The sequence below is a fragment of the Exiguobacterium antarcticum DSM 14480 genome (assembly GCF_000685865.1).
Classification (GTDB): Bacteria; Bacillota; Bacilli; order Exiguobacteriales; family Exiguobacteriaceae; genus Exiguobacterium_A; species Exiguobacterium_A antarcticum.
Window position 1 is genome coordinate 466,024 of sequence record NZ_JMKS01000005.1, and the last position, 24,453, is coordinate 490,476.

The following is a 24,453-nucleotide window of genomic DNA, read 5'->3' on the forward strand; positions in this document are numbered from 1 at the left end:
CTTTTTTTGCTTCACAGATTGTCGATCAAACGAGGTTTTATTTTACTAGAAAAAGGTTATGTAAGGGATAGAAGAGTTTTTCGTGCCATCGTGCTTGAGAAGAAAACGTATAAAGGGGAGAACGACAGTCATGTATACATTTCGAAAGTTAACGAAAGAAGATGCAGAACAGTATTGGAGTCTTCGACTCGAAGGGTTAAAAAATCATCCGGACGCATTTGGTCATTCGTTCGATGACGAACAACAAACACCGATTAAGGATGTCCAGGAAGGTCTTGAAGGTGATCCGGAATCGGATGAGATTTGGCTTGGAATGTTTGATGGTGAAAGATTGTTTGGATTCGGTCAAGTCAAACCGTATGAATTGTCACGCGAGTCGCACAAGGCGATGATATCCGGTGTTTATGTCTCACCTGATTATCGTGGCGGGACAGGACGTGCCTTGATGGAAGCCTTGATTGAAGAAGCCAAACAGATTCCGGACGTCGAACAAGTCATCTTAGCTGTTTTATCTGGAAACGAGGCAGCACAAAGTTTATATGAATCGCTTGGTTTTGAAGTATATGGCGAAGATCCGGATTCCGTTAAATTAGAAGATGGCACGTACCGTGATGATATCTGGATGAAAAAATACGTCTAAAGTTGTTTTGAATCCAGTCGTGAAGAAGTCCAAGTTCGATTCATGAAAAGTCGTAGTGTCGATGTGAGTTGACACTACGACTTTTCATGGTGGAGGAGTCATTGACGAATCCGTCGAATGTGTACCCGCTTGTTCCAACTTTTGTTATCATGGAGAAGGAGAAAACATTCGACATCAAGAGGAGTGAAGTATATGCAGGAAGTTGTTCAAACGATTCGCGACTTAGTGGAGATTCCGAGTCCGACTGGTTTTACGGTCCAAGCACTTACATATGTAGAAAATCGATTTAAAGAAGAAGAAATTTCCTATACAAAACTCGAAAAAGGTGCGTTGCTTGGCATGTTACCTGGCAAGTCACCCCGTATTCGTCTACTGACAGCCCATGTGGACACGTTAGGTGCGATGGTGAAGGAAATCCTGCCAACGGGACGTCTTAGCTTGTCGCAACTCGGAGGGTACGCTTGGACGGCGATTGAAGGCGAAAACTGCTTAGTCCACAAGATGGATGGTCAAACGATTTCTGGAACGATTTTATTCCACCATTCGAGTGTGCATACGTCTCGTGTCACGAACACAGAAGAACGGAGCGCAGCAAATATCGAAGTCCGACTTGATATTCGATCGACGACGGCTGAAGAAACACGGGTTGCTGGGATTGAGGTTGGTGATATCGTGACCTTTGATCCACGCTTCGTCCACACGGAAACGGGATTCGTAAAATCACGTCACCTTGATGATAAGGCGTCGGTTGCGTTACTACTGGAGCTCGTCAAGAAATGGAAAACCATCGACCTACCGCATCCTGTCCATATTTTAATCTCGAACTACGAAGAGGTTGGTTTTGGAGGAAACGCCGGTTTTTCGAAGGATGTCGCAGAATATATCGCTGTCGATATGGGGGCACTCGGGGAAGGGCAACATTCGGATGAATATACGGTCTCGATCTGTGCGAAGGATGGTTCAGGTCCATACGATCTAGCGTTACGTCACCAGTTTACGCGTCTCGCACAACAACAGGCGATTCCGTATAAAGTCGATATCTATCCGTATTATAGTTCAGATGCGTCGGCTGCCGTCCATGCCGGTCATGATGTTCGTCACGGACTACTTGGTCCCGGTATTGAATCAAGTCATTCGTACGAGCGGACACATGAAACATCGCTTCAAGCCACATATGATTTACTTGATGCATTCGTGAAGGAGCCGATGAACGATGAAAACACTTTATGATGTCCAACAGTTACTCAAATCCTATGGGACGATTGTGTATCTCGGGGACCGAGAATCGGATATCGCGATGATGATGCTGGAACTCGATGAACTCGATCAAGCAGGTGTGCTCGAGAAAAAACAGTATGATTCAGCAAAAATTATTTTGGCATATGAATTACAGCAATCAAGAAAAGGTTGAAAAGCTTGTGCAACCCTTTGCACTAGCTGACGAATCAGCTAAAATAAGGGGAGCGAAATTTTTTATCATAAGGGAGCAATGACGATGAAGTGGTTACTCGGTGTAGATATTGGTGGTACGACAGTCAAAATGGCGATTTTGGATCTGCAAGGCATCATTGTAGAGAAGTGGGAAATCGAGACGGTCATCTTGAATGATGGAGAACAAATTCCGAAAGACATCGCACGTTCGTTTTTTGAGAAGTGTCAACAAAGTAAGAAACGAGTCGAAGACTTTGTCGGAGCGGGAATCGGGGCACCGGGATTCATCGATTTCAATACGGGTGTCGTCGAAAAAGCGGTCAATATCGGCTGGAACAACTTCGAACTGGTTGGCGAATTCGAACGATTGACGGGCTTGCCGGCCGTCATCGAGAATGATGCCAACGCGGCAGCAATCGGCGAGATGTGGAAAGGTGCGGGCAGTGGTGCGACGGAACTACTTGCAGTGACACTTGGTACGGGCGTCGGGGGTGGATTGATCACCAATGGTCAAATCGTTCATGGGACGGTCGGTATGGCAGGGGAAATCGGACATATCACGATGTTGCCTGAAGGTGGCGTCATGTGCGGATGTGGGCGTAAAGGCTGTCTCGAGACGATCGCTTCTGCCACCGGTGTAGCACGGTTAGGTCTTGAGAAACGAAAAGGGCAAGTCACGCTTTTAAATGAAATTCAAGCGGTGACGGCAAAGGATGTTTTTGATGCCTATTCAAAAGGAGATGCCATTGCGACGGAAGTCGTCGAAGAGGTGGCCTTCCACCTTGGACTCGCGATTTCGAATTTGGCAAACAGTCTTAATCCTGAAATCATCGTCATTGGCGGTGGGGTCTCAAAAGCCGGTGATGCTTTGATGACGCCGTTAAAAGAAACATTTAAACGATTTGCCTTGCCGCGTGTCTTTGCATCAACGACATTTAAAATCGCTGAACTGGGCAATGATGCGGGTGTCATTGGTTGTGCATGGCTCGCAAAACAGATGTTCCTAAAAAAATAATTACACGAAGTTTTAAAAAAAGATTCGATATTTCGAATCTTTTTTTTATTTACAAACGTAATAAAAGTATGTGATTGTTAAGTATCGACCGGATTCCGGTTGCATTTTTGTAAAAGTAGGCGTAAAATTTTCACGTGATACGGGTATAAATAGATAAGGCATGTAAGTCGTGTAAAAGTTCGATATAAAGGACACACGTATATTAGGAGGCAGGTTTTTATGCAGCAAGACTCTGGCATCTGGTCGCGTATGCGACTAAAGGTGGGTCAAGGTGTTCGCAGCACCTATAAAGAGCACAAAGTCTTTTGGATTGCGACACTATTGATTTGGTTAAAGACGTATCTGGCGTATACGCTCTTTTTCAATGTGCCTGTGACGAACTCGGCACAAGCATTCATTTTACTGATTAATCCGATCAGTTCGGCGTTGTTCATGTTTGGATTTAGTTTCTTCTTCCGTGGAAACGTCCAAAAATGGTTTATCTACGGTACACTTGTCGTTGCGACATTGATACTGTATGCGGATATTATTTTCTTCCGTTTCTTCAATGATTATTTGACGTTACCGGTTCTCTTCCAAACATCAAATGCAGAGACGGTATCCGCCTCACTCGGTTCGTTACTGACGTGGGCAGATCTATTGATTGTCGGTGATCTATTGATTCTTCCATTCTTCCTTAGAAAAATGGATCTGTCGAAGAACATCGCGTCACGTGGACGTGCGATCTTAGCGTTCGTAGCGGCAACGGCTGTTTTCTTAGGAAACTTAGCACTTGCTGAAACAGAACGTCCAGAATTACTGACACGTGCATTTGACCGTGAATTGCTCGTCAAAAACATCGGTACTTTTAATTTCCACATGTATGATGCGTTGATCCAGTCGAAAACGTCGGCGCAAAAAGCATTGGCCGACAGCTCGGAACTTTCTGAAGTCCAAAGTTTTGCGGATGCAAAATATGCAAAACCGAATCCAGCGATGTTCGGCAAATACGAAGGGAAAAACGTCATCGTGATTTCGTTTGAGTCGGCTCAATCGTTTGCAGTCGGCTTAAAAGCACCAAACGGTCAAGAAATCACACCGAATCTCAACAAGCTAATCAAAGAATCACATTACTGGGATAACTTCTACCACAATACTGGGCAGGGGAAAACAGCGGATGCAGAATTCATTCTTGAAAACTCGATTTATCCATTAGGTCGAGGAGCGGCATTCTTTACGAACGGAGAAAACGAATTCCGTGCGACGCCGGAGATGTTAAAAGAAGATGGTTATTACTCAGCTGTATTCCATGCGAATAATAAATCCTTCTGGAACCGTGACATTGTCTACAATAGCTTTGGTGTCGATCGTTTCTTCTCGGAAACCGATTATGACCTAGGGGATCCGGACGATTTGACAGAATGGGGTCTACTTGATGATAAGTTCTTCGAGCAATCGTTACCGATGCTCAAAGATCTTCCACGACCATTCTATTCAAAATTCATCACACTTACGAACCATTATCCGTTTGAAATGCCAAAACCTGAAGATGAGCTCGTTCCACCGCTTGAAACGAGTTCAACGACATTAAACCATTATGTACAAGCACTTGCATATCAAGATATGGCGCTTGGTAAGTTCATTGAAGGTTTAAAGAAAGACGGCACATGGGACGATACGATCCTAATGGTGTACGGAGATCATTATGGTATCTCGACGAATCATAATGCTGCGATGGCAGAATTGTTGGAAAAAGATGAATTGACACCGTACGATGTCGCACAACTTCAACGTGTTCCGTTTGTCATCCACTTACCTGGACAAGATAAAGGTGTAAAACACGATGATGTCGCAAGTCAAATCGACATCAAACCGACGTTGCTGAATCTACTAGGCCACGATTTTAAAGATGAAGTCCTGTTCGGAACAGATTTGTTCTCAAAAGAACATAAAGATTATGCGTTGTTCCGTGACGGTTCTGTTATCACCGACAAAACGGTGTACACACAAGAAACGTGTTACGACCGTAAAACAGGTGAAGAAGTCACAGATGAACAAGTTGGCGCAATCTGTAAAGAGTCTGTCAAGCAGTCTGAAAAAGAACTCGGACTGTCTGATAAAGTCATCTATGGAGATCTGTTACGTTTTTTACAGACATCTAAATAATCTTTCTGCAAGGAAAGCGTCGGTAAACTTGATCAGTTTATCGGCGCTTTTTTAGCTGGAAAGTCAAAAAAAAGGTCAGATCCCCGCAAAGGAAAGCTGACCTTTTTTTGAAAAAATGATTATGCCGGAATTCCACCGAAAATCAATGTCGCAATGCCAAACCAACCGAATAAGATTACAGTCAGCGCAGCAAATACGAGTGGAAACATTTGACGTTTCTTAAGTGAACGCAAGACGGCCCAAACACCGACGAGTGCAACGATAAAGAAAAGCCAACCGATTGGTTGATCCAAATGCATGACGTACTCCCCCTTAAAAATCACGTTATGAAGTTCACGAAGATTTCACTTAAATCTCACTTTTTAGTTTAGCTGACTGAGCGGATAAAGTCGAGAGGGGGGAAGGGGAAGTTTCGACAATTTCGTGTATAGTAGAGAAGAATGATTCATAAAGGAGCTTGATGAGATGGAAATTGTAAGTATTACTTCAGGTATCGCCTCAGAAAACGGATATCTTCTTTTTAAAGATGGGAAATGTTTAGTGATTGATCCTGGTACGGAAGATATGCGCTTTTTTGATGAGATTGAACGACGCGACGCAAAAGTCGAAGCAATCCTCCTGACGCATGCCCATTTTGACCACATCGGTGGTTTGGATATGTTGCGGCGTTTTACTTCGGCGCCGGCTTATATCCACCCGAACGAAATGAAATGGTTATCAAACCCGAATCTCAACGGTTCCATTAAATTTGATATGCCTCCCTTAAAAGTGAAGCCGGCGGAACGTACGTTAGAATCAGGGGCGTTGACGATCGGACCGTTTCAGATGCACGTTCTTGAAACACCCGGTCATTCACCGGGCAGTGTGACGTTTTATTTCAAAAAGGAACAACTTGCCTTTGCCGGTGACTTGATCTTTAAGCGAAGTGTCGGCCGGACGGATCTTGAAGGCGGCGATCAAGATGTCTTGATGCGTTCCATTGATCGGGTCATCGCAGAAATCCCGCATGATACTACTTTTTATCCAGGGCATGGGCCAGAAACGACATTACGTCAAGAAATCAAACATAATCCATTTTTTTGATCGATGAAAAATCCCCTCACCTTCAATTGAAGGTGAGGGGATTTTGTTCACATTTGGAAGTTGGACCAATATGTGAAGACGATAAAGAATACTGTTAAGTACGCCGCAAAGATGTAGACATACGTTTTCTCAGTTAGGCGAAGATAGCCTAATGCTGCAAAGAATACTGTTTGTGCTAAGAAGACAAAGCCCATAACTAAAAATGAATCCGTATGCTCACTTGAGCTGGCGTCTCCACCTAGAGCGCCGATAAATGCCATGACTGCAATGATGCCAGTCCAAAATCCGAGTACGCGGTACATTCTCCCCATTCATATAACCCCCTAAATCCAACAGATAGTCAATATACGTACTTATTTTACCAAGCAAACAATCATCCGTCCATCATGTTCTAGTGTTTGTTGAGGAATAACTGTGAACAAAAGATGAAGTTTGAAAAAAACTTGTACAATAGTTGTACAAAAGGTGTACAAAGTAAAAAAGGCATGGTATAGTTTCTGTAATGAGAAGCGTAGATTTTGAGAGGAGGAGCAATAATGGCGAATGAGTTGATATTTTTCACATATCCAAGCTGTACATCTTGTCGTAAAACGAAATCATGGTTAAAAGAGGAACATGTTGATGTAGAGGAACGTCATCTGTTCAGAAATGCTCCAACAGTAGATGAATTGATGGAATTGTTAAAACTTTCAACGGACGGAATCGAAAGTTTACTCGCAACACGAAGTCAAGCATTCAAAGATTTAGGAATTGATGTCGATGACATGAAGTTAAGTGAATTGCTTCGCTTGATGAGTGATAATCCTAAATTGTTGAGACGTCCAATCATTACGGATGGCAAACAACTAGTAATCGGGTATGATAAACCAGGACTCGAGACGCTAGCAAAACGCAAAAACCGTATTATCGCGCAAGTATCTTAAAGAAGCCGATTTGTATCGGCTTCTTTTTTTGTGTATTTTTTTGATTAAGGAGGTGTTGGGTTGAGAGAAGAAATCAGTCAATTGATTCGTCAGTTCGAAGTGGTAGGTGCAACAGATGTTCATTTTATTCCCGGTGATCGATTGGCACAGATCATTTGTCGTACGAGTGAAGGCTTAGCAGAACAGTCCCCGATCGCTGTTGAGCATTACCGAGCGCTTGTCAGTCATATTCGTTATGAATCGAATTTGAAGGAACAAAATGAACGAATCCCACAAAGTGGTCTATATCCCTTTCAAGAAAGTGGGATGCGTGTATCCATCCTACCGAGTCGGTACGGGGATGCGATGTCTTGGCGTTTTTATCGAGCCGTCGTATCAAGTGAGATAGCTGCTCGCTTACTCGATCCGACACTTGATTTAGAATGGATGAAGCAACAAACGCATGGCTGTATCATTATCTCCGGAACGACTGGAGCAGGGAAAACAACGATGCTGTACTCCTTGATGGCATCGATGGAAGGAAAGCGGATCATCTCGGTCGAGGATCCGGTCGAATGTACCGTACCAGGCATTTTACAGCTTGAGTTGAACGATAAGGCAGGTTTTGATGCAACACGTTGTTTCGAAGAAATTTTACGGGCAGATCCGGACTGGATTGCTTTTGGTGAAGTTCGGACGGCAGAAGCGGCGCGATTGACCATCAATGCTGCTTTGAGCGGACATGTCGTCCTGTTTACGTTACATGCAGGATCGATTGAAGAAGCCTTGCTTCGTCTGAAGACACTCGGCATCACAGGTGAAGAATTATCCGTCTGCAAAAAGATCGTTCATCTATATCGAGAGGAGGGGACCGTACGCTGTATCGTCGAAAACTTACAGTCGGCAGTAAATGCCGGTTCTTGAATCGTTTTCATCGTCTATTGTCAAAAGGCATTTCAGCAAAAGAATCGTTGGAGATCTTAGTGCGTTTTGAAGAACCATTACTGACTCCGATCATTCATGAAATTCAAGCGCGTTTACAAGGAGGAAGTCGTTTATCCGTTTCCCTAGAGCCATTGGCACTTCCGTCAGCACTACAACAATTACTCAAAGTAGGTGATCAGACCGAACGTCCGTTGATGATTTTAAAACAAGTCATTCGATTGCTCGAGTTAGAAAGTCAGATGAAAAAGAAGTTTTGGAAGATGGCGCGTTATCCTCTTGTCTTAGCAGCTAGCTTGTTGTTGCTGTTTATGTTTTATTCGCTTTATGTGTTTCCTTCTTTATTGGAAATGTCGAACCCGGACACTCTCCCACGTTTTGTTCTCCCGTTGATCCACCCTTCAGCCAAATATATCTTAGCTTTTTCTCCTTTCGTGAGTGTGATTCTTCTGATTGTCACCTTTCGCCGCATTCCACTGAATCGATTGTTACAGATGAAAATGATTCAAAAAATACTGCGTCTATACTACAGCTACCTGTTCACAATCGAAGTAGGTTCTTTTATCGATGCCGGTTTTTCGTTAGAAGAAGCCTTTCGTTCGTTAGAACAAGGGCAAACTGGAAAAAAGAAACAGATGTATGGCTTATTACATCAACGTCAAAAAAGTGGGCAACCGTTATCGGAAGCGATGCAAGATGAGGACATCATCGACGTGGAAACGGTCGGATTGGTGCATATTGCACGCGAAAGTGGCGATTTAGGTCGATTGTTGCTTGAGCAAGCCTCGTTATTACATGAGTCGATCGAGGAAGAAATCGAAAAGAAACTGTTACTCATCGAACCGGCTTTGTACGGAGAATTAACCGTCATGACCGGGACGTTATTTTTGATCCTCTACTATCCGATCCAGCTTGCCATTCAACAACTTCCATTTTAAAAAGATAAGGAGCCGATAAGATGAAACGTTTTATACAAGATCAACGAGGATTTACATTACTAGAGATGGCAGCCGTCTTACTGATCATCTCCTTGTTATTACTTGTGTTGATCCCGACGATGACAAGCGGGAAGGATCAAGCGAAAGGTGTCAGTTGTGAGGCGAACATCCGTGTCATTCGCTCCGAGGTCAATTTGTATTACGCAAAAGAGAAAAAATATCCGGAATCACTTCAAACGATTAACCGTGGCACAGCAGAAAAACCAAACGAACTCGCTTGTGATCAGGAGACATATACGTATGATGCGAAGACTGGTGAACTTACAAAAGCCAAGTGATGGATTTACATTAATTGAAATGACGATTGTCCTTGTGATGATTGGATGTCTGCTCGTGTTCCTCCTGCCAACGGTCATCGACCGAAGACCAGCCTTGTACACACTTGAACAGGATATCAGCATACTTAAACAAGATATGCAGACACTTCGTCTGCTCCAATATTCCAAGACAAGTGAACAAAACCAGATTCAGTTACGGTGGAAAAATGATGGGAAAGGGTACTTGGTCATGGCGAACGACCGGTTATTATGGCAACGTAACTTTCAAGCTGGCCATTCTTGTTTCGTGCCGACGACAGGACGAATCATCTATTTCAAGAGTTATCATTCCACCTATGCGTCGACGTGGAATTGCCAGTCTGCGACACAAGCGTACGAACTCAAGTTTCTGCTCGGGAATTATCAGATGATCGTTCAAAAGGTGAGGTGAAAATGCTTGAAGCAACAAGGAGAACGGGGATTTACGCTTCTTGAAGTCGTGTTATCGATGGTCGCCATCGCTCTGTTCTTACTGCTTGCGATCGATCCCGTCTTGTCGTTTCAAAAACAAAAAAATCAGTTGATGCTTGAGACGCACCGTTTAGACAAGATGGCTTCAGATCAAGTGGCGGAAAGACGGGACGGTTATCAAATCAGGGAAGGGACGTGGTGTATTGAAGAGCTCTGTTTGGCGAGCTCAATCCGGAACGACACTCCTCGAAATCTCGTTGGTCCTCTGGCTGAGCCCGTTGCTACTGATTAGTCTCATTACGATGACACACATCGTCAGTACCTCTGATTACGAACAGCGGATGGAAGAAGAATTGTTTTTTCATACGATCGAACGCTTGATGTGGCGGAGTATCTCCTGTGAGAAAGTAGGTGAAGAAGTTCGGGGAGTCGATGTGGATCCGGAAGAGGAGCCGGTGAAGTGGCGACTCGTCCGTGTTCAAAATCAGATTCGATTAAAAAAAGAGTTTGGAGGTGAATTGACCTATGCCCACAATGTAGACACCTATCAGGTCAGGCAAGATGGACGAACACTCATCTTCGAACTCAACCAACGTCAAAGAACGGTTCAGTGCCGGAACAAGGATTCATCTTGATTCAAACGTTGTTGCTGTTGCTTGGAATCGGTGCGGCGATTTTGCTGAGTTGTCATTATATGGACGAAGCCGTGACGCAACTTCAGTTAGAACAGGAAGCCTTGCAACTCGAGTCGCTCGTTCGAGCGGCGACAAGTGATTGCCGGCAAGACGAAACGATTCATTACCCGATTGGACAAGTGACCTGTACACAGACGGATAAAGGCTTTAAAATGGAAGCAATACTAGAAAGTGGACAGAGAATCGAGGCGGTCGTTTCGAATGGATAAGGTTTATTTGATTGGTTTTATGGGAACTGGTAAAACAGCGATTGGTCGAAATCTTAAGGCACGTTACAGTGTCGATGAACTGGATGAACGTTTTGTACAAGAACATGGTCCGATTACGAATTTTTTCAAGCAGCATGGTGAAACAGGATTTCGAAAACAAGAAGTCGAATTACTTCGACACAGTCAGGCACAAATTGTCGTTACGGGTGGAGGCATCATAGAACGCCCGGAAAATCGATTGTTCATGAAAGAGACGGGGACCATCTTCTGGATTGATACGCCGTTCCATATCGTCTGGAACCGGATTAAGACGGATCCGTCCCGTCCGCTCGTGAAGTCCCGGTCAACGGTCGAAAAGTTGTTTCGTCGTCGTCGGTCACTTTATGCACGAGCAGCAGATGTTCGTTTGGACGGTACGAAGTCCGTGCGGGAACTGACGAAAGAAATCGAAACACTATTGGAGGAGAACGTATGATTTGGATTAATCTAGGAATTATCGTTTTGGCGATCATCGGTTTGGTGATTTATGGAGCGACTCTTTACAAAAAGAAGATTTCAAAAGATGTGACTGTCATGAAGCAACTACTCGAACGTTTCTCAATCCGTCAACAAACGTTACAAACAGGGATTGATCATACGACGAGTCGGATTGATCAAATCAAAGGAAACATCGATCATTTGGTCGCAGAAGGCAAACGTGTTGAGCAAGGTGGACGCCAACTTTTTACCGAAGGACAGCGTCTTAAAACTGAGGTTGAACATACGGCTGGACTTAAACCATTTTGAAATGGCTTTCATCGGCTGAATATGAAACAATAGGAGGGAAGGGACTTTGTCCTTTCTCTCTTTGCTTGTGTTCAATTTCCGAATAAACCTAGAAAAAAAGATTTTTAATTGGTAGAATGTAATTGAAAGTTGAACAATAAAGAGAAAAGGAAGCAAAAATGTTCGTAATTAGGGGGAAAAGTATGAGTCAGACGACATTGAAGAGAACACCATTGTTCGACATGATTGCGCCAACGGGGAAAATGGTCGATTTTGCAGGTTTTGAAATGCCGGTTCTGTTTTCATCGATTAAGGAAGAACATCTAGCAGTCCGGGAGCAGGTTGGGATGTTCGATGTGTCGCACATGGGCGAGTTATTTGTAACGGGTCCAGATGCGCTTTCGTTTCTTCAACATACACTGTCCAATGATATTTCGAAAATTGTGATTGGCCAAGCGCAGTATAATGTTCTTTGCCAAGAAGACGGGGGGACCGTCGATGATTTATTAGTTTATCGTCTGGCAGAACACGATTACTTGCTTGTTGTCAATGCATCGAATATTGAAAAAGACGAAACCCATTTACGCCAGTACCTGCAGGGTGACGTGACACTAGAAAATCAGTCGGACGCGTATGGTCAAATTGCGGTTCAAGGTCCAAAAGCAATGGAAGTCTTAAATACGTTGACTGAACTGGCGTTAGACGAAATCAAGTTTTTCCGCTTTGTTCAAGGACAATTAGCGGGCGTCGATATGTTGGTGTCACGGAGTGGTTATACGGGAGAAGATGGTTTTGAGCTGTATATGCGGGCTTCGGACGCGGGTGTCGTCTGGCAGGCATTGATTGAAGCAGGCGTCATGCCATGTGGTCTAGGCGCGCGAGATACGTTACGATTCGAGGCATGTTTACCTTTATACGGTCATGAACTGTCGGCGACGATTTCACCGATTGAAGCGGGTATGGGATTTGCAGTCAAACCACAGGTCAAATCGTTTGTTGGGTCCGATGTATTGCTGAAGCAAAAAGAACAAGGACCAGGACGTCGCTTGATCGGTCTTGAACTGTTGGACAAAGGGATTGCCCGTCAGGATGCTCCTGTGTTAGTCAATGGAGAAACGGTTGGGTTCGTCACGACGGGGACATTGCCTCCAACGGTTGGTAAAGCGATCGCTTTGGCATTAGTCCCAACGGAATATGCGACGGGTGATTCGTTTGAAGTCGAAGTGCGTGGAAAAAAACTAGCGGCAAGACGGATCGACACACCGTTTTATCGCCGGAGTAAATAAGGGGGAACTAAAAGATGGATTTTCGTTATTTACCGATGACACAAGAAGACGAACAAGAGATGTTACAGACGATTGGTGCAGATTCGATTGAGGATTTACTAGCTGATATTCCAGCAAGCGTTCGCGATAAAGGAACGTTAGAAGCAGTCGGCATTCCCTTGCCGGAAACGGATTTAATCCGAACACTCTCAAAACTCGCTGATCAAAACATGAATACGAAACAATATCCATCTTTCCTGGGTGCCGGAATTTATGATCATTACGCACCAGCGGTCGTCAACCATATGTTACTTCGGTCCGAGTTCTATACGGCCTATACGCCCTATCAGCCGGAGATTTCGCAAGGGGAGCTTCAAGCCATTTTTGAATATCAGACAATGATTTGTGAATTAACGGGAATGGATGTCGCGAATTCATCGATGTATGACGGAATCACGGCGCTTGCAGAAGCCGCAATGCTCGCTTGTGCCCATAAAAAGAAAAAAACGATTGTTTTGTCTGACGGTGTTCATCCGGAAGCCCATGATGTTGTCCGAACGTATGCAAACGGTCCGGGTCTTCAAGTAGCGACGTTACCACTTGACCGTGGTGAGACGGCAATCGATCAATTAGATGAGCTCGATGATGTTGCTTGTGTCATCGTCCAGTATCCGAACTTCTACGGGCGGGTCGAAAACTTACAGGCGTTAGCAGACGCTACCCATGCGAAGGGTGGTTTGTTCATCGTGTCCGCAAACCCACTTGCACTCGGATTGTTAGAAGCGCCGGGAAAACTTGGGGCGGATATCACGATTGGTGACTGCCAGCCGTTTGGGATCCCGCAGAGCTTTGGTGGACCGACATGCGGTTATTTCACGACGACAAAAGCCTTGATGCGGAAAATTCCAGGGCGTCTAGTCGGTCAAACGGTCGACGAAGACGGGAAACGTGGGTTTGTCTTGACTTTACAAGCACGCGAACAGCACATACGCCGAGATAAAGCCACTTCTAACATCTGTTCGAATCAGGCCTTGAATGCATTGGCGGCTTCGATCGCGATGAGTGCACTCGGGAAAAAAGGAATCCGGGAACTGGCGACACGTAATCTCCAGACAGCCTATGCCTTGAAAAAATCATTGATGGAAGCTGGATTCCGAATCATCGACGATGGTCCAAGCTTCAATGAGTTTGTCGTTGAATTGCCGATCGATGCGACGGAAGCCAGTAAACAGTTGTTAAAATCAGGAATCATCGGCGGGTTGCCACTTGGTACGTTTGATGAGAAACGATCCAATCAGATGCTTGTTTGTGCCACGGAACTACGGACAAAAGAAGAACTTGATCAATTCGTGACAGCACTAGGGGGACTGACTCATGCATAAATCCAGTGAACAGACATTGATTTTTGAAATTTCGAGAGCCGGTCGTGTGGCTTACAGCTTACCGCTTCCAACTGTCGAAGAAGTAGCGGCAGAAGAGTTGTTGCCGGCGCACTTATTACGTCAAGAAGACGTCGAGTTACCGGAAGTCTCGGAACTTGACCTGGTTCGCCACTATACGGCACTCTCCAACCGGAACCACGGTGTTGATTCTGGCTTCTACCCACTCGGTTCGTGTACGATGAAATACAATCCAAAAATTAATGAAGATATGGCACGTCTACCGGGGTTTGCGCATATTCACCCGCTCCAACCCGTTGAGAGTGTCCAAGGCGCTCTTGGTCTGATGTATGATTTGCAAGAAAAACTGGCTGTCATCACGGGAATGGATGAAGTGACGTTACAACCGGCAGCAGGTGCTCACGGCGAATGGACAGGCTTGATGTTGATCAAGGCCTATCATCACGCGCGAGGAGACTTTAAACGGACGAAAGTCCTTGTACCCGATTCAGCGCACGGGACCAACCCAGCTTCGGCGTCGGTCGCCGGTTTTGATACGGTAACCGTCTTGTCTGATGCGCGGGGCCTGGTGGATTTAGCGGACTTGAAGAGTAAGGTCGGCGAGGATACAGCGGCTTTGATGCTGACGAATCCGAATACACTTGGTTTGTTTGAGTCGGACATCGTCGAGATTGCGAAAGCAGTCCACGAAGCAGGTGGGAAGCTGTATTATGATGGAGCGAATTCAAACGCTATCATGGGGATCGCACGTCCCGGAGATATGGGCTTTGATGTCGTTCACTTGAATCTTCATAAGACATTTACAGGTCCTCACGGTGGCGGCGGTCCGGGTTCGGGTCCGGTTGGTGTCAAACAGGATTTGATTCCGTACTTGCCAAAACCAATCGTCGCGAAGACCGACGACGGGTTTGTGCTCGATTATGATCGCCCAGAATCGATCGGACGCGTCAAACCATTTTACGGGAACTTTGGGATCAACGTTCGGGCGTACAGTTACATCCGGACGATGGGAGGAGCAGGTCTTGCCCGTGTCTCGAAAGAAGCCGTCTTGAATGCCAACTATATGCTCGCCCGATTAAAAGGCGCATATGATGCACCGTATGACGTCTACTGCAAACATGAATTTGTTTTATCAGGCCGTCGTCAAAAGGCACTGGGTGTACGGACGCTTGATATCGCCAAACGACTGCTCGATTTTGGTTATCACCCACCTACGATTTATTTCCCGTTAAACGTCGAAGAATGTATCATGATTGAGCCGACGGAAACGGAATCGAAGGAGACGTTGGATGCGTTCTGTGACGCGATGCTACAAATTGCAAAAGAAGTCGAGGAAACACCGGATGTCGTCTTGAATGCACCACATACGACGGTCGTCAAGCGAATGGATGAAACGTTGGCTGCGCGTAAACCAGTCCTACGGTATCAACCGAAACAAGAAGTGCACGTATAATCAAAAAAACCATCCCCGTCAGTACTGACGGGGATGGTTTTTGTGAACAGGAGATTAGCTACGTTTGACTTTTCCTGTCCATTGTTTGAATCCACCTTTGAGTTGGTAGAGGTTTGTATAACCAGCTTTTTTCAACACTTTGGCAGCTTGCGAAGAACGCATGTTGCCTTGGCAATACAAGTAGATCGGCATATCCTTACGTAATTCTTTTGCCCGCATCTTCATTTGGCTGACCGGTATGTTACGCGCGCCAATGATGTGACCACCTTTGAATTCTTGTGTTTCGCGGACATCGACGATTTGTGCTTTTCGATAATTGGCGCGGAATTCTTCTTGTGACAGTTTTGTGATTCCTTTGACCGGCATGAAACGCCATGCGATATAAGCGATCAAGGCTACCCACAAGACGATCGTGATAATTGTACTGGTTTCCATAGCTAACTTCCAACCCCTTCGTTCAGATAACATCCTTATCATTATAGTAAACGAAATCGATTTCGGCAATCGACTCGTCGTTGCGCAGGACAGAAAGGGTCTGATACACTAATACGGAAACGTTTTTGGGGGTGTTTGCTTGATAAGAGAGTGGCAAGTATTGACGACCGAACGATTGGAACCGGCTCTAAACATGGCGATTGACGAAGCCTTGATCGGATTTGTAGGCCGTGGGGAAGTAGCTCCCACACTTCGTTTTTATTCGTGGGAACCTAGAGGGTTGAGTGTTGGTCATTTTCAGCGCGCAGTTAAGGATATTGATCGAGAACGGATTGAGCAACTAGGAATCCCGATCGTCCGTCGGATGACGGGGGGGCGGGCGGTTCTTCATGCTGATGAATTGACGTATAGTATCGTCATTCCAGAAACGTCAGAGGGGTTACCGAAAACCGTCATCGAAAGTTATCGGATGCTGACGGAAGGAGTCCGTAAAGGGTATCATCATTTAGGAATTCCGGTCGAATTTTCAGTTCCGATGACGGAACAAGAAAAAGAAGAGTTACGAAAACCTAAATCGGCCGTCTGTTTTGATGCGGCGTCGTACTATGAACTTGCGGTCGGGAAACGAAAGGTTGCTGGCAGTGCGCAAGTGCGGCATCAAGGTGTCGTCTTACAACATGGATCAGTTCCGCTTTCGGTAGATGAAGGTGAACTGTTCGACTGTTTCGTGTATGAAGATGAGACGATCCGGGAACGGATGAAAGCGCGTTTTGCCGGAAAGGCGGTTGCCTTAAATGAGTTGGCGGGACGGACTGTATCATTCGAAGAAGTCCGTGTCGCCTTTTTAAAGGGGTTCGAAGAGGCCCTTCAGTTGACATTCACACCCCTTGAATTCACAGAACACCAATGGCAGGAAATTGAGCGGTTAGCAGCGAAATACCGTAGTGAAGAATGGAACTGGAAGCGCTAAAGAGATGGATTGGAAGGTGATGTCGTGCCGACTCCGAGCATGGAAGATTATTTGGAACAAATCTATATTTTGATAGAAGAAAAAGGATATGCCCGCGTTTCTGATATCGCGGAACTGTTAGGTGTCCACCCGTCCTCCGTGACGAAGATGGTCCAAAAACTGGATCGTGAAGAATATCTTGTCTACGAGAAGTATCGTGGTCTGATGTTGACGGCAAAAGGTCGGAAAATTGGGAAACGGTTGGTCGAACGCCATGCTTTATTAGAAGATTTTTTACGGCTCGTTGGTGTGGATGAATCCTTGATTTATAAAGATGTAGAAGGAATCGAACACCATATCAGTATCGAAGCTTTAGATAAAATCAATGGGATGATTCAATTTTTTGCAGAACGACCTGAACTACAAGAAGAATTTCAAAAACACCAACAAGTACACCCAGAAGACTGAGTGTACTTGTTTTTTGTGTAGAAATAGATTAAAAGACGAACGATTTCTTGGGAATGAATAATATAGTACGTAAAATTGGAGAGTTATGCTATACTGACGGTGAAAATCATCAGAGGGGGTGACGGGTGGATTCTCACCTGGATATGGAGATTGTCATTAAAGAAAAATTAATTTCAGAGTCGGAGCTTGCGACAAAAGTAAAAGAATTGGCATCTGCGATTGAACACGATGCAGCAGGGCGGCAAATTGTTTTAGTCGTAGTACTGAAAGGCTCAATGGTGTTTGCTGCCGATTTAATGCGTGAAATCAAAGGGAGTGTCCAAATCGATACGGTCGCTTGTTCTTCGTATGGTGCTAAAACGGTTTCGTCAGGACGCGTTCAGCTCAAAAAAGATTTAGATCTTGATGTAGAAGGAAAATATGTCGTCGTCGTGGAGGACATCATCGATACGGGTCATACACTAAGTTTCTTATGTGAGCACATGAAGTTGCATAAACCAGGTGTCCTGAAGATTTGTACATTGCTCGACAAACCTGCTCGGCGTGAAGTACCGTTGGCAGCTGATTATGTTGGGTTTGAGATTCCAGACTATTTTGTGATCGGGTATGGCATTGATTGTGCGGAAGAATACCGTAACCTGCCGTATGTCGGTTGGGTCGAGACCGACTAAAAAACAGCAACCGGATGTCCGCAGTGGACATCCGGTTGCTGTTTGTTTGTTTAAAAAGCACGTTTTTTCTTTTTGCCTTTTTTGCCCTCGATGACGGTCAAGTGTGGTGCTTTTGACCGATCGCGAAGTGGGCGGACTTTATTGGAAGCAGGAGCTTTCGTCGTTTTGACCGGTTTCTTTTTAAATTCGGTCCGACGAGGTGGTTGATCACGTTTGGCATGCATTTTTTTGGACTGAGCCACAGACTTCCGGTATTGAGAGTTCGATCCGCTGCTGACGCTATTTCGTGTTAAAAATTTAAACAGCAAGAAGATGATTCCAGCTGTAATCGCAAAAAACAGTAATTGTGAAAACAGACTACCAGGATCATTAGCAAGCTTATATCCAAAGCCAACAAAAGCAAACAGTAACACGACCAGTGCAAATGTAGAGCCAATCCGTTGTCTAATCATATTATCACCCCTGTTATCAATTAACCAAGTGCGTTCTCATGTAGGTTATCTTCCTGTTTTTCGAGTGCTTCAAACGCATAAATCGCAACCTCGATCTGTGAATCGTCTGGTTCTTTTGTCGTCAAGTACTGTAACCAAAGGCCGGGCAACGCGATGACACGTAATCCTTTGATGTTTTGGGCTTTGTTCGTTAATTGTAAAACTTCAAATGACAGACCGATGACGACAGGAAGTAACGCAATCCGAAAGGCGAGTCGGACCCATAAAGGATCAGTCGGCACGATTAAATAGACGAAAAACCCGACGATGACCGTGAAGATTAAGAAACTTGACCCACATCGGTAATGGAGGCGACTACTCGTTCGAACATTTTCGACGGTCAACGGTCGCCCGCTTTCAACACAGTTGATGACTTTGTGTTCCGCTCCGTGATATTGGAACAGCCGTTTAACGAGTGGGGTCAAGGAAATCAAATACAAGTAAGTGAAGAGAAGTGTCAGCTTAATGGATGCCTCAAGGATATTTTGAATCAAGTGACCGGACAACGCTGGGAAATAACTGAAGAGTGAGGCTAAAAAAGCAGGCAACAACGTGAAGAGTAGCTTACCGAAAAAGAACGACAATACGCCGATGAAGGCGACACCAAGCCACTTCGTTAATTGTCCTTGATGGGCTTCTTCCGGTTCTTCCTCTCCGGGATTGACGCCGTAACGGTCACTTGCGAAGTTCATGTGGCTCGCTCCGTTGGCGGAGGACTCGACTAATGCGAATAAACCACGAAGTAAAGGGATTTTTTTACCCATCGCAATCCGTCGGCGTATCGGTTTTTTTTGTTCGAACGTTTCGATCGTCGCATCGTTTCGCCGGATTGCCGAGACGGCATGGGTCGCATTTTGGAACATGACACCCTCGACGATGGCTTGTCCACCGACGGGTGCTTTAGCAGTTTTCATATAGAAACGCATCCTATCTTCAAGTAAAATATCGTGTACCGTCAGTTTACTTGATTTATGGGAAAAAGACTATGCTCAGCTGTCGAAGTCAGGTGAAAATTTAGGAGCCGGAAAACGACTTATGATACAATGACAGGGACAATCTGGAGGTGATGAGATGCGGATATTGGTCTTGAATGGACCGAACTTGAATTTGCTGGGTACACGAGAACCAACTACATATGGAACCAAGACGTTATCTGATTTAGAAGATCAGCTGAGGGAACGTTTTCAACAGGTTGATTTTCGGTTCATACAATCGAATCATGAAGGGGACTTGGTTGATCGGTTACACGAAGCGCGAGGATATGATGGAATCGTCTTCAATGCCGCTGCCTATACGCATACGAGCATTGCCTTGAGGGATGCGATAGCAGCGATTGAAGCACCGACGATTGAAGTCCACCTGTCGAACGTGCACGCCCGTGAATCATTTCGACACCACTCGATGTTAGCACCGGTTTGTCGTGGGGTCATCAGTGGACTCGGCATGAAGGGGTATCTACTAGCTGTTGAGGCATTGATTCATCCGTCTACATAATAAAAGGGGGAAAACAGACATGAAACATCGTATCGAAGCACTCCAAACGGCTTTACAAGAACGTGACTTACCTGGTCTTCTCGTGACGAAGGCAGAAAACATTCGTTATATTTCCGGATTTACCGGTTCGAGTGGTGCATGTCTTGTGACAGCTGAACAAGCCTATTTCGTAACGGATTTCCGTTATACGGAACAAGCGGCGGATCAAGTCAAAGGAATGGAAATCGTTCAAATCGAACGCTCGATTCCAGAGACGATGGGAGAATTGATGGTGGGTGCACGTGTCCGTGCAGTTGGCGTCGAAAAAGATGCGATGACGCTCAGTTCATTTGAAGCCTTCGATCAAGCTTCTTCGGTTGAGTTGGTACCGACGACGGGAATCGTCGAAAACCTACGCTTGATTAAGGATTCTTCAGAGATTAAGATGATTAAGGAAGCGGTGGAGTTGGCAGATGCTACGTTCCACCACATCTTGACGTATATTCAAGCAGGCAGAACCGAGCTCGAAGTATCGAACGAACTTGAATTCTTCATGCGCAAACAAGGCGCGACGTCTTCTTCTTTCGATACGATTGTTGCTTCCGGTTACCGTTCGGCGTTACCACATGGCGTCGCAAGTTCAAAAGTCATCCAGACGGGCGAACTCGTCACACTGGATTTCGGTGCACTTCTGAACGGATACGTATCGGACATCACACGGACAGTCGCGGTCGGTCCGATCAATCAGGAATTACAAACCATCTATGATACGGTTCTGAAAGCTCAGCTTGCGGGCGTAGATGGACTTCGTCCTGGGATTACCGGAATCGAAGCCGATGCTTTGACGCGCGATATCATCAAAGACGCGGGATACGGGGAATACTTCGGACATTCGACAGGACACGGAATCGGCTTAGAGGTACATGAAGGACCGGGACTATCGTTCCGTTCCGAAACGAAACTTGAGCCGGGGATGATCGTCACCGTCGAACCGGGCATCTACGTTCCGCAGGTCGGTGGATGTCGGATCGAGGACGATGTCTTGATTACCGCATCAGGGCGTGAGATTCTGTCGTCTTCACCAAAAGAACTGATTACACTTTAAAACAGAAAGATCAACATTTAGGAGGAACTTTTTATGGTATCAGTAAACGATTTAAAAACAGGATTAACAATTAAGACATCAGACGGAATGATTTGGCAGGTTCTTGAATTCCAACACGTAAAACCGGGTAAAGGCGCTGCATTCGTCCGGACGAAAATGCGGAACATCCGTAACGGGAACATTCAAGAGATGACGTTCCGTGGCGGGGAACGTGTCGAACGTGCCCACATCGAACGGAATAAGATGCAGTACCTCTACCCAATGGGTGAGACGTATGTCTTCATGGATACAGAATCTTATGAGCAACTGGAATTGACGACAGCACAAGTCGAAGCAGCATTACCGTTCCTGCTTGAAAACATGGAAGTTCAAATTGCGATTTATAACGGTGAAGTTCTTGGAATCGAACTTCCGAATACGATCGTCATGACGATCGTTGAAGCAGAGCCGGGTGTCAAAGGCGATACGGCTTCAAACGTCAAGAAAAATGCGACGGTCGAAACAGGACATATCATTCACGTCCCGCTCTTCATCGAAGCAGGAGAAAAAGTAACAGTTGATACACGTACTGGTGATTTTACAGGGCGTTACAACGGATAATTCAGTTCAAACAACGCCCGTTCATCCTCTGGATTGAATCAACGGGCGTTTTTTCCTTTTGTCTCGACTTGCGTCCTTTGGTATGACCAGTTAATATTAGTATTTGAGTAGGCATTAGCACCTGGTATAATATTAAAGTATAATAATAAAGGTGAATGTTGAGATAGGGGATGAAGAAAAATGAAAATTGATCAGTTGAAGCAAGTGCTCGAAATGTTGGACCAGTCGAGTGTCAATGAACTTTCTCTTGAAACCGATACGTATAAGTTAAAACTTAAAAAACAAAATGATAGCGTCGTCGTTTCGCATCAAACACCGGTAGCGGTAACAGCTCCAACACAATCAGCTGCACCGGTCACAGAGCTGACACCGGAAGAAGAAGTGACGCCTGAAGCAGATACGGTGACCATTAACGCCTTGATGGTCGGAACGTTTTATTCCCGTCCGACCCCGGACAAACCATCGTTTGTTAAGGTCGGCGATCAAATCGAAGTTGGTCAAGTCGTGTGTGTGTTAGAAGCAATGAAACTATTCAATAATCTAAACTCGGAAGTAGCCGGAACAGTCGTCGGAATTCTCGTCGCAGATGGAGATCTTGTTGAATTTGGACAACCCCTCTTCCGGATTCGTCCTTGAGCGAGGTGATGGCAATGGAAAAACTTTTAATAGCGAACCGAGGCGAGATTGCGGTCCGAATCATTCGAGCAGCTAAAGAACTTGGGATTCAGACGGTTGCGGTATATTCGACAGCAGATCGTGATGCCTTACATGTCCGCTTGGCAGACGAAGCGTATTGTATTGGTGATGTGAGTTCGGCCGCCTCGTACTTAAACGTCACGAACATCTTAGCTGTCGCGACCAACCGGAATGTGACGATGATTCACCCCGGATATGGATTTTTGGCCGAAAATGTCGATTTTGCAGAAATGTGTGAGGCATGCGGCATCAAATTCGTCGGACCGACATCGGATGCGATTCGTCAAATGGGGATCAAAGATGTCGCTAAAAAAACAATGATAGCCTGTGGCGTACCGGTCGTACCGGGTTCGGACGGGACGGTCACGGACGACGAAGCGTTGCAGCTGGCAGACGAGATCGGATACCCGGTCATCATCAAGGCTACGGCAGGTGGCGGTGGTAAAGGAATTCGTGTCGCCCGTTCGAAGGCGGAACTCATGACAGGACTAGATGAGACGCGTCGCGAAGCAAAACAGGCCTTCGGTAACAGTGATGTCTATCTCGAACGATTCATTGAAGAGTTTCGTCACGTCGAAGTCCAAGTCTTGGCGGATCGTCATGGTAACGTGATTCATTTAGGGGAACGAGATTGCACGGTCCAGCGACGAATGCAAAAATTAATCGAAGAAGCCCCGTCACCGGCAGTCAGTCCGGCGACACGCTTAAAAATGGGGAAAGCAGCCGTCAAAGCAGCAAAAGCGATTGATTATACAGGAGCGGGAACGATTGAATTCATCTTCGTCGAAGAGACGGAAGAGTTTTTCTTCATGGAGATGAATACCCGGATTCAGGTGGAACATCCCGTGACCGAGATGATCACCGGATTCGATCTTGTGCAGGCACAGCTACAGGTTGCACTGGATCATCCGTTAGCTGTCCAACAGGAAGATATTGAATTCCGAGGTCATTCGATTGAATGCCGCATCAATGCAGAAGATCCGGATCACGACTTCCGTCCGCATGCGGGACGTGTCACACAGTACGTCACACCGGGTGGGATGGGCGTCCGTATCGACAGTGCGGTGTACCCGGGTTACATGATTCCACCGTACTATGATTCGATGGTCGCGAAATTGATCGTGCATGCTGAAACACGAGAAGAGGCGTGCGCGAAGATGGAACGCGCTTTATCGGAATTTTGGATCGAAGGGGTCAAAACGACGATTCCCTTCCATCAAAAAGTCTTGGCGCATCCCGTGTTTCGCCGTGGAACATTTACGACGAAGTTTACGGAACGTGAACTGAAGGCAGAAATCGTGAAATGATGGAGGACGGGAGCTGATGGATTTAACTCCCGTCTTTTTGGCGTTCTCTATGTTTTTTGAAAAAGGAATGTGCTAAACTAATTGATTGAGAACGATAAAAAAAGGAGCACGTAAAATCATGATGAAAAGACATATGGCACGCGAACTCGCAGTACAGTCTTTGTTCCAGATGGAACTCTCGGATCTATCTGCACAAGAAGCCATTTCATTCGCAGTAGAAGGTAAAGAATATGACACGTTTGTAGAACAATTAGTAGTCGGTGTCGAAGCCAACAAACCAGAAATCGATCAAAAGTTACGCGCGGCACTTGTGAACTGGTCATTCGAACGTCTCGGGAACATCGAGCGGACGATTCTCCGTCTTGCTGTCTATGAGTTGTTATTTGAACCAAAGATTCCTGTTCGAGTGACGATCAATGAAGCGATTGAATTGACGAAGGCGTTTGCCGATGAAGAAGCAACTAAAATCGTCAATGGTGTGTTAGGGAAAGTCGCACAAGAAGTCGACAAAGAAGGTTCGAAAGAGAATTCGTAAGCCACTAAAAAGAGAAAGCAAGTCAGGCACAGAGTGAAGTGAATATTTTTGG

The 24,453-nt window shown here is 45.5% G+C and carries 33 protein-coding genes; 28 read left to right on the top strand and 5 right to left on the bottom strand.

Going from position 1 to position 24,453, the window contains the following annotated elements; genetic code table 11:
• The first annotated feature begins 130 nt into the window (after positions 1 to 130).
• The 5 genes from P404_RS0113650 to P404_RS0113670 all read left to right on the top strand — a co-directional run bounded on the left by P404_RS0113650 (position 131) and on the right by P404_RS0113670 (position 5,231).
• On the top strand, positions 131 to 640 hold the full coding sequence (locus P404_RS0113650; protein WP_014969851.1) for a GNAT family N-acetyltransferase: 510 nt from the start codon (positions 131 to 133) through the stop codon (positions 638 to 640).
• Between the two features lie 192 nt (positions 641 to 832).
• Positions 833 to 1,870, top strand: a complete 1,038-nt coding sequence (locus tag P404_RS0113655) for a M42 family metallopeptidase (RefSeq protein ID WP_026831044.1) — start codon at positions 833 to 835, stop codon at positions 1,868 to 1,870.
• The gene (locus P404_RS0113660; RefSeq protein ID WP_014969853.1) at positions 1,854 to 2,051 is read left to right on the top strand and encodes a YqgQ family protein; all 198 of its coding nucleotides are present in this window, start codon (positions 1,854 to 1,856) and stop codon (positions 2,049 to 2,051) included. Before P404_RS0113655 ends, P404_RS0113660 begins: the two co-directional genes overlap by 17 nt.
• A 78-nt stretch (positions 2,052 to 2,129) precedes the next feature.
• Positions 2,130 to 3,086, top strand: a complete 957-nt coding sequence (locus P404_RS0113665; protein WP_014969854.1) for an ROK family glucokinase — start codon at positions 2,130 to 2,132, stop codon at positions 3,084 to 3,086.
• A gap of 219 nt (positions 3,087 to 3,305) precedes the next feature.
• Positions 3,306 to 5,231, top strand: a complete 1,926-nt coding sequence (locus tag P404_RS0113670) for an LTA synthase family protein (protein ID WP_026831045.1) — start codon at positions 3,306 to 3,308, stop codon at positions 5,229 to 5,231.
• A gap of 119 nt (positions 5,232 to 5,350) precedes the next feature.
• Here the strand turns inward: P404_RS0113670 and P404_RS0113675 are convergent, their stop codons facing one another.
• Positions 5,351 to 5,530 carry a DUF2759 domain-containing protein gene (locus tag P404_RS0113675; RefSeq protein ID WP_014969856.1) on the bottom strand — a complete coding sequence of 60 codons (180 nt, stop codon included), beginning with the start codon at positions 5,528 to 5,530 and terminating at the stop codon, positions 5,351 to 5,353.
• 166 nt (positions 5,531 to 5,696) lie between these two features.
• Here P404_RS0113675 and P404_RS0113680 point away from each other — a divergent pair, with 166 nt between their 5' ends.
• Entirely contained in the window at positions 5,697 to 6,314 is a 618-nt protein-coding gene (locus P404_RS0113680) for an MBL fold metallo-hydrolase (protein ID WP_026831046.1), read from the top strand.
• A 47-nt stretch (positions 6,315 to 6,361) separates the two neighbouring features.
• On the opposite strand, the gene P404_RS0113685 is transcribed toward P404_RS0113680, so the two are convergent.
• On the bottom strand, positions 6,362 to 6,625 hold the full coding sequence (locus P404_RS0113685; RefSeq protein ID WP_012369782.1) for a DUF2626 family protein: 264 nt from the start codon (positions 6,623 to 6,625) through the stop codon (positions 6,362 to 6,364).
• 225 nt (positions 6,626 to 6,850) lie between these two features.
• Between P404_RS0113685 and P404_RS0113690 the strand changes: the two genes are divergently transcribed.
• The 13 genes from P404_RS0113690 to gcvPB all read left to right on the top strand — a co-directional run bounded on the left by P404_RS0113690 (position 6,851) and on the right by gcvPB (position 15,671).
• Positions 6,851 to 7,237, top strand: a complete 387-nt coding sequence (locus P404_RS0113690; protein ID WP_012369783.1) for a Spx/MgsR family RNA polymerase-binding regulatory protein — start codon at positions 6,851 to 6,853, stop codon at positions 7,235 to 7,237.
• A gap of 60 nt (positions 7,238 to 7,297) precedes the next feature.
• On the top strand, positions 7,298 to 8,140 hold the full coding sequence (locus tag P404_RS0113695; RefSeq protein ID WP_026831047.1) for an ATPase, T2SS/T4P/T4SS family: 843 nt from the start codon (positions 7,298 to 7,300) through the stop codon (positions 8,138 to 8,140).
• On the top strand, positions 8,137 to 9,096 hold the full coding sequence (locus P404_RS0113700) for a type II secretion system F family protein (RefSeq protein WP_081809602.1): 960 nt from the start codon (positions 8,137 to 8,139) through the stop codon (positions 9,094 to 9,096). Before P404_RS0113695 ends, P404_RS0113700 begins: the two co-directional genes overlap by 4 nt.
• Positions 9,097 to 9,116: 20 nt before the next feature.
• Positions 9,117 to 9,434: a competence type IV pilus major pilin ComGC gene (locus P404_RS0113705; protein WP_014969860.1), complete on the top strand. Its 318-nt coding sequence runs from the start codon at positions 9,117 to 9,119 to the stop codon at positions 9,432 to 9,434.
• Positions 9,412 to 9,864, top strand: coding sequence for a type II secretion system protein (locus tag P404_RS0113710; RefSeq protein ID WP_236624413.1), 453 nt, complete (start codon positions 9,412 to 9,414; stop codon positions 9,862 to 9,864). Before P404_RS0113705 ends, P404_RS0113710 begins: the two co-directional genes overlap by 23 nt.
• Before the next feature lie 6 nt (positions 9,865 to 9,870).
• Positions 9,871 to 10,176, top strand: a complete 306-nt coding sequence (locus tag P404_RS0113715; RefSeq protein WP_014969862.1) for a type II secretion system protein — start codon at positions 9,871 to 9,873, stop codon at positions 10,174 to 10,176.
• On the top strand, positions 10,163 to 10,519 hold the full coding sequence (locus P404_RS0113720) for a hypothetical protein (protein ID WP_236624414.1): 357 nt from the start codon (positions 10,163 to 10,165) through the stop codon (positions 10,517 to 10,519). The genes P404_RS0113715 and P404_RS0113720 overlap by 14 nt, the downstream gene beginning before the upstream one ends.
• The gene (locus P404_RS0113725; protein ID WP_014969864.1) at positions 10,495 to 10,788 is read left to right on the top strand and encodes a hypothetical protein; all 294 of its coding nucleotides are present in this window, start codon (positions 10,495 to 10,497) and stop codon (positions 10,786 to 10,788) included. Before P404_RS0113720 ends, P404_RS0113725 begins: the two co-directional genes overlap by 25 nt.
• Positions 10,781 to 11,263, top strand: a complete 483-nt coding sequence (locus P404_RS0113730) for a shikimate kinase (protein ID WP_014969865.1) — start codon at positions 10,781 to 10,783, stop codon at positions 11,261 to 11,263. Before P404_RS0113725 ends, P404_RS0113730 begins: the two co-directional genes overlap by 8 nt.
• Positions 11,260 to 11,574: a hypothetical protein gene (locus P404_RS0113735; protein ID WP_014969866.1), complete on the top strand. Its 315-nt coding sequence runs from the start codon at positions 11,260 to 11,262 to the stop codon at positions 11,572 to 11,574. Before P404_RS0113730 ends, P404_RS0113735 begins: the two co-directional genes overlap by 4 nt.
• A gap of 182 nt (positions 11,575 to 11,756) precedes the next feature.
• On the top strand, positions 11,757 to 12,839 hold the full coding sequence (gene gcvT / locus P404_RS0113740) for a glycine cleavage system aminomethyltransferase GcvT (protein WP_026831050.1): 1,083 nt from the start codon (positions 11,757 to 11,759) through the stop codon (positions 12,837 to 12,839).
• 14 nt (positions 12,840 to 12,853) lie between these two features.
• Positions 12,854 to 14,200, top strand: a complete 1,347-nt coding sequence (gene gcvPA / locus P404_RS0113745; protein ID WP_026831051.1) for an aminomethyl-transferring glycine dehydrogenase subunit GcvPA — start codon at positions 12,854 to 12,856, stop codon at positions 14,198 to 14,200.
• Positions 14,193 to 15,671 (top strand): aminomethyl-transferring glycine dehydrogenase subunit GcvPB, encoded by a 1,479-nt coding sequence (gene gcvPB / locus P404_RS0113750; protein WP_014969869.1) that lies wholly within the window; start codon positions 14,193 to 14,195, stop codon positions 15,669 to 15,671. The genes gcvPA and gcvPB overlap by 8 nt, the downstream gene beginning before the upstream one ends.
• A 54-nt stretch (positions 15,672 to 15,725) precedes the next feature.
• Here gcvPB and P404_RS0113755 read toward each other — a convergent pair whose 3' ends face one another.
• Positions 15,726 to 16,106, bottom strand: a complete 381-nt coding sequence (locus P404_RS0113755) for a rhodanese-like domain-containing protein (RefSeq protein ID WP_014969870.1) — start codon at positions 16,104 to 16,106, stop codon at positions 15,726 to 15,728.
• Between the two features lie 139 nt (positions 16,107 to 16,245).
• Here P404_RS0113755 and P404_RS0113760 point away from each other — a divergent pair, with 139 nt between their 5' ends.
• The 3 genes from P404_RS0113760 to hpt all read left to right on the top strand — a co-directional run bounded on the left by P404_RS0113760 (position 16,246) and on the right by hpt (position 18,194).
• Positions 16,246 to 17,076 carry a lipoate--protein ligase family protein gene (locus P404_RS0113760; RefSeq protein WP_014969871.1) on the top strand — a complete coding sequence of 277 codons (831 nt, stop codon included), beginning with the start codon at positions 16,246 to 16,248 and terminating at the stop codon, positions 17,074 to 17,076.
• Between the two features lie 24 nt (positions 17,077 to 17,100).
• The gene (gene mntR / locus P404_RS0113765) at positions 17,101 to 17,523 is read left to right on the top strand and encodes a transcriptional regulator MntR (protein ID WP_034774625.1); all 423 of its coding nucleotides are present in this window, start codon (positions 17,101 to 17,103) and stop codon (positions 17,521 to 17,523) included.
• 143 nt (positions 17,524 to 17,666) lie between these two features.
• Complete coding sequence (gene hpt, locus P404_RS0113770; protein WP_026831053.1) at positions 17,667 to 18,194, top strand: hypoxanthine phosphoribosyltransferase; 528 nt, start codon at positions 17,667 to 17,669, stop codon at positions 18,192 to 18,194.
• A 50-nt stretch (positions 18,195 to 18,244) separates the two neighbouring features.
• On the opposite strand, the gene P404_RS0113775 is transcribed toward hpt, so the two are convergent.
• Complete coding sequence (locus P404_RS0113775; protein WP_014969874.1) at positions 18,245 to 18,646, bottom strand: SA1362 family protein; 402 nt, start codon at positions 18,644 to 18,646, stop codon at positions 18,245 to 18,247.
• Positions 18,647 to 18,666: 20 nt separating this feature from the next.
• Positions 18,667 to 19,599 carry a DUF1385 domain-containing protein gene (locus P404_RS0113780; protein WP_026831054.1) on the bottom strand — a complete coding sequence of 311 codons (933 nt, stop codon included), beginning with the start codon at positions 19,597 to 19,599 and terminating at the stop codon, positions 18,667 to 18,669.
• 157 nt (positions 19,600 to 19,756) lie between these two features.
• Here P404_RS0113780 and aroQ point away from each other — a divergent pair, with 157 nt between their 5' ends.
• From aroQ to nusB, 6 genes are all read left to right on the top strand, one after another.
• The gene (aroQ, locus tag P404_RS0113785) at positions 19,757 to 20,179 is read left to right on the top strand and encodes a type II 3-dehydroquinate dehydratase (RefSeq protein ID WP_014969876.1); all 423 of its coding nucleotides are present in this window, start codon (positions 19,757 to 19,759) and stop codon (positions 20,177 to 20,179) included.
• 19 nt (positions 20,180 to 20,198) lie between these two features.
• Complete coding sequence (locus P404_RS0113790) at positions 20,199 to 21,263, top strand: M24 family metallopeptidase (protein WP_014969877.1); 1,065 nt, start codon at positions 20,199 to 20,201, stop codon at positions 21,261 to 21,263.
• 33 nt (positions 21,264 to 21,296) lie between these two features.
• Entirely contained in the window at positions 21,297 to 21,863 is a 567-nt protein-coding gene (gene efp / locus P404_RS0113795) for an elongation factor P (RefSeq protein WP_012369804.1), read from the top strand.
• Between the two features lie 180 nt (positions 21,864 to 22,043).
• Positions 22,044 to 22,499 carry an acetyl-CoA carboxylase biotin carboxyl carrier protein gene (accB, locus tag P404_RS0113800; protein ID WP_026831055.1) on the top strand — a complete coding sequence of 152 codons (456 nt, stop codon included), beginning with the start codon at positions 22,044 to 22,046 and terminating at the stop codon, positions 22,497 to 22,499.
• 14 nt (positions 22,500 to 22,513) lie between these two features.
• Positions 22,514 to 23,866 (top strand): acetyl-CoA carboxylase biotin carboxylase subunit, encoded by a 1,353-nt coding sequence (gene accC, locus P404_RS0113805; protein ID WP_014969880.1) that lies wholly within the window; start codon positions 22,514 to 22,516, stop codon positions 23,864 to 23,866.
• A 118-nt stretch (positions 23,867 to 23,984) separates the two neighbouring features.
• Positions 23,985 to 24,401, top strand: coding sequence for a transcription antitermination factor NusB (gene nusB / locus P404_RS0113810; protein ID WP_014969881.1), 417 nt, complete (start codon positions 23,985 to 23,987; stop codon positions 24,399 to 24,401).
• Positions 24,402 to 24,453 lie beyond the last annotated feature (52 nt).

Bases quoted from the DNA above. Each gene is read 5' to 3' on its own strand.
- P404_RS0113780 (WP_026831054.1), bottom strand. From the start codon at position 19,599: ATGAAAACTGCTAAAGCACCCGTCGGTGGACAAGCCATCGTCGAGGGT.
- P404_RS0113755 (WP_014969870.1), bottom strand. From the start codon at position 16,106: ATGGAAACCAGTACAATTATCACGATCGTCTTGTGGGTAGCCTTGATC.
- nusB (WP_014969881.1), top strand. From the start codon at position 23,985: ATGATGAAAAGACATATGGCACGCGAACTCGCAGTACAGTCTTTGTTC.
- P404_RS0113665 (WP_014969854.1), top strand. From the start codon at position 2,130: ATGACGATGAAGTGGTTACTCGGTGTAGATATTGGTGGTACGACAGTC.
- gcvPB (WP_014969869.1), top strand. From the start codon at position 14,193: ATGCATAAATCCAGTGAACAGACATTGATTTTTGAAATTTCGAGAGCC.
- P404_RS0113680 (WP_026831046.1), top strand. From the start codon at position 5,697: ATGGAAATTGTAAGTATTACTTCAGGTATCGCCTCAGAAAACGGATAT.
- hpt (WP_026831053.1), top strand. From the start codon at position 17,667: ATGGAGATTGTCATTAAAGAAAAATTAATTTCAGAGTCGGAGCTTGCG.
- gcvT (WP_026831050.1), top strand. From the start codon at position 11,757: ATGAGTCAGACGACATTGAAGAGAACACCATTGTTCGACATGATTGCG.
- P404_RS0113685 (WP_012369782.1), bottom strand. From the start codon at position 6,625: ATGGGGAGAATGTACCGCGTACTCGGATTTTGGACTGGCATCATTGCA.
- P404_RS0113690 (WP_012369783.1), top strand. From the start codon at position 6,851: ATGGCGAATGAGTTGATATTTTTCACATATCCAAGCTGTACATCTTGT.
- accC (WP_014969880.1), top strand. From the start codon at position 22,514: ATGGAAAAACTTTTAATAGCGAACCGAGGCGAGATTGCGGTCCGAATC.
- P404_RS0113655 (WP_026831044.1), top strand. From the start codon at position 833: ATGCAGGAAGTTGTTCAAACGATTCGCGACTTAGTGGAGATTCCGAGT.
- P404_RS0113790 (WP_014969877.1), top strand. From the start codon at position 20,199: ATGAAACATCGTATCGAAGCACTCCAAACGGCTTTACAAGAACGTGAC.
- gcvPA (WP_026831051.1), top strand. From the start codon at position 12,854: ATGGATTTTCGTTATTTACCGATGACACAAGAAGACGAACAAGAGATG.
- P404_RS0113660 (WP_014969853.1), top strand. From the start codon at position 1,854: ATGAAAACACTTTATGATGTCCAACAGTTACTCAAATCCTATGGGACG.
- efp (WP_012369804.1), top strand. From the start codon at position 21,297: ATGGTATCAGTAAACGATTTAAAAACAGGATTAACAATTAAGACATCA.
- P404_RS0113675 (WP_014969856.1), bottom strand. From the start codon at position 5,530: ATGCATTTGGATCAACCAATCGGTTGGCTTTTCTTTATCGTTGCACTC.
- P404_RS0113670 (WP_026831045.1), top strand. From the start codon at position 3,306: ATGCAGCAAGACTCTGGCATCTGGTCGCGTATGCGACTAAAGGTGGGT.
- P404_RS0113735 (WP_014969866.1), top strand. From the start codon at position 11,260: ATGATTTGGATTAATCTAGGAATTATCGTTTTGGCGATCATCGGTTTG.
- aroQ (WP_014969876.1), top strand. From the start codon at position 19,757: ATGCGGATATTGGTCTTGAATGGACCGAACTTGAATTTGCTGGGTACA.
- P404_RS0113775 (WP_014969874.1), bottom strand. From the start codon at position 18,646: ATGATTAGACAACGGATTGGCTCTACATTTGCACTGGTCGTGTTACTG.
- accB (WP_026831055.1), top strand. From the start codon at position 22,044: ATGAAAATTGATCAGTTGAAGCAAGTGCTCGAAATGTTGGACCAGTCG.
- P404_RS0113650 (WP_014969851.1), top strand. From the start codon at position 131: ATGTATACATTTCGAAAGTTAACGAAAGAAGATGCAGAACAGTATTGG.
- P404_RS0113705 (WP_014969860.1), top strand. From the start codon at position 9,117: ATGAAACGTTTTATACAAGATCAACGAGGATTTACATTACTAGAGATG.
- P404_RS0113730 (WP_014969865.1), top strand. From the start codon at position 10,781: ATGGATAAGGTTTATTTGATTGGTTTTATGGGAACTGGTAAAACAGCG.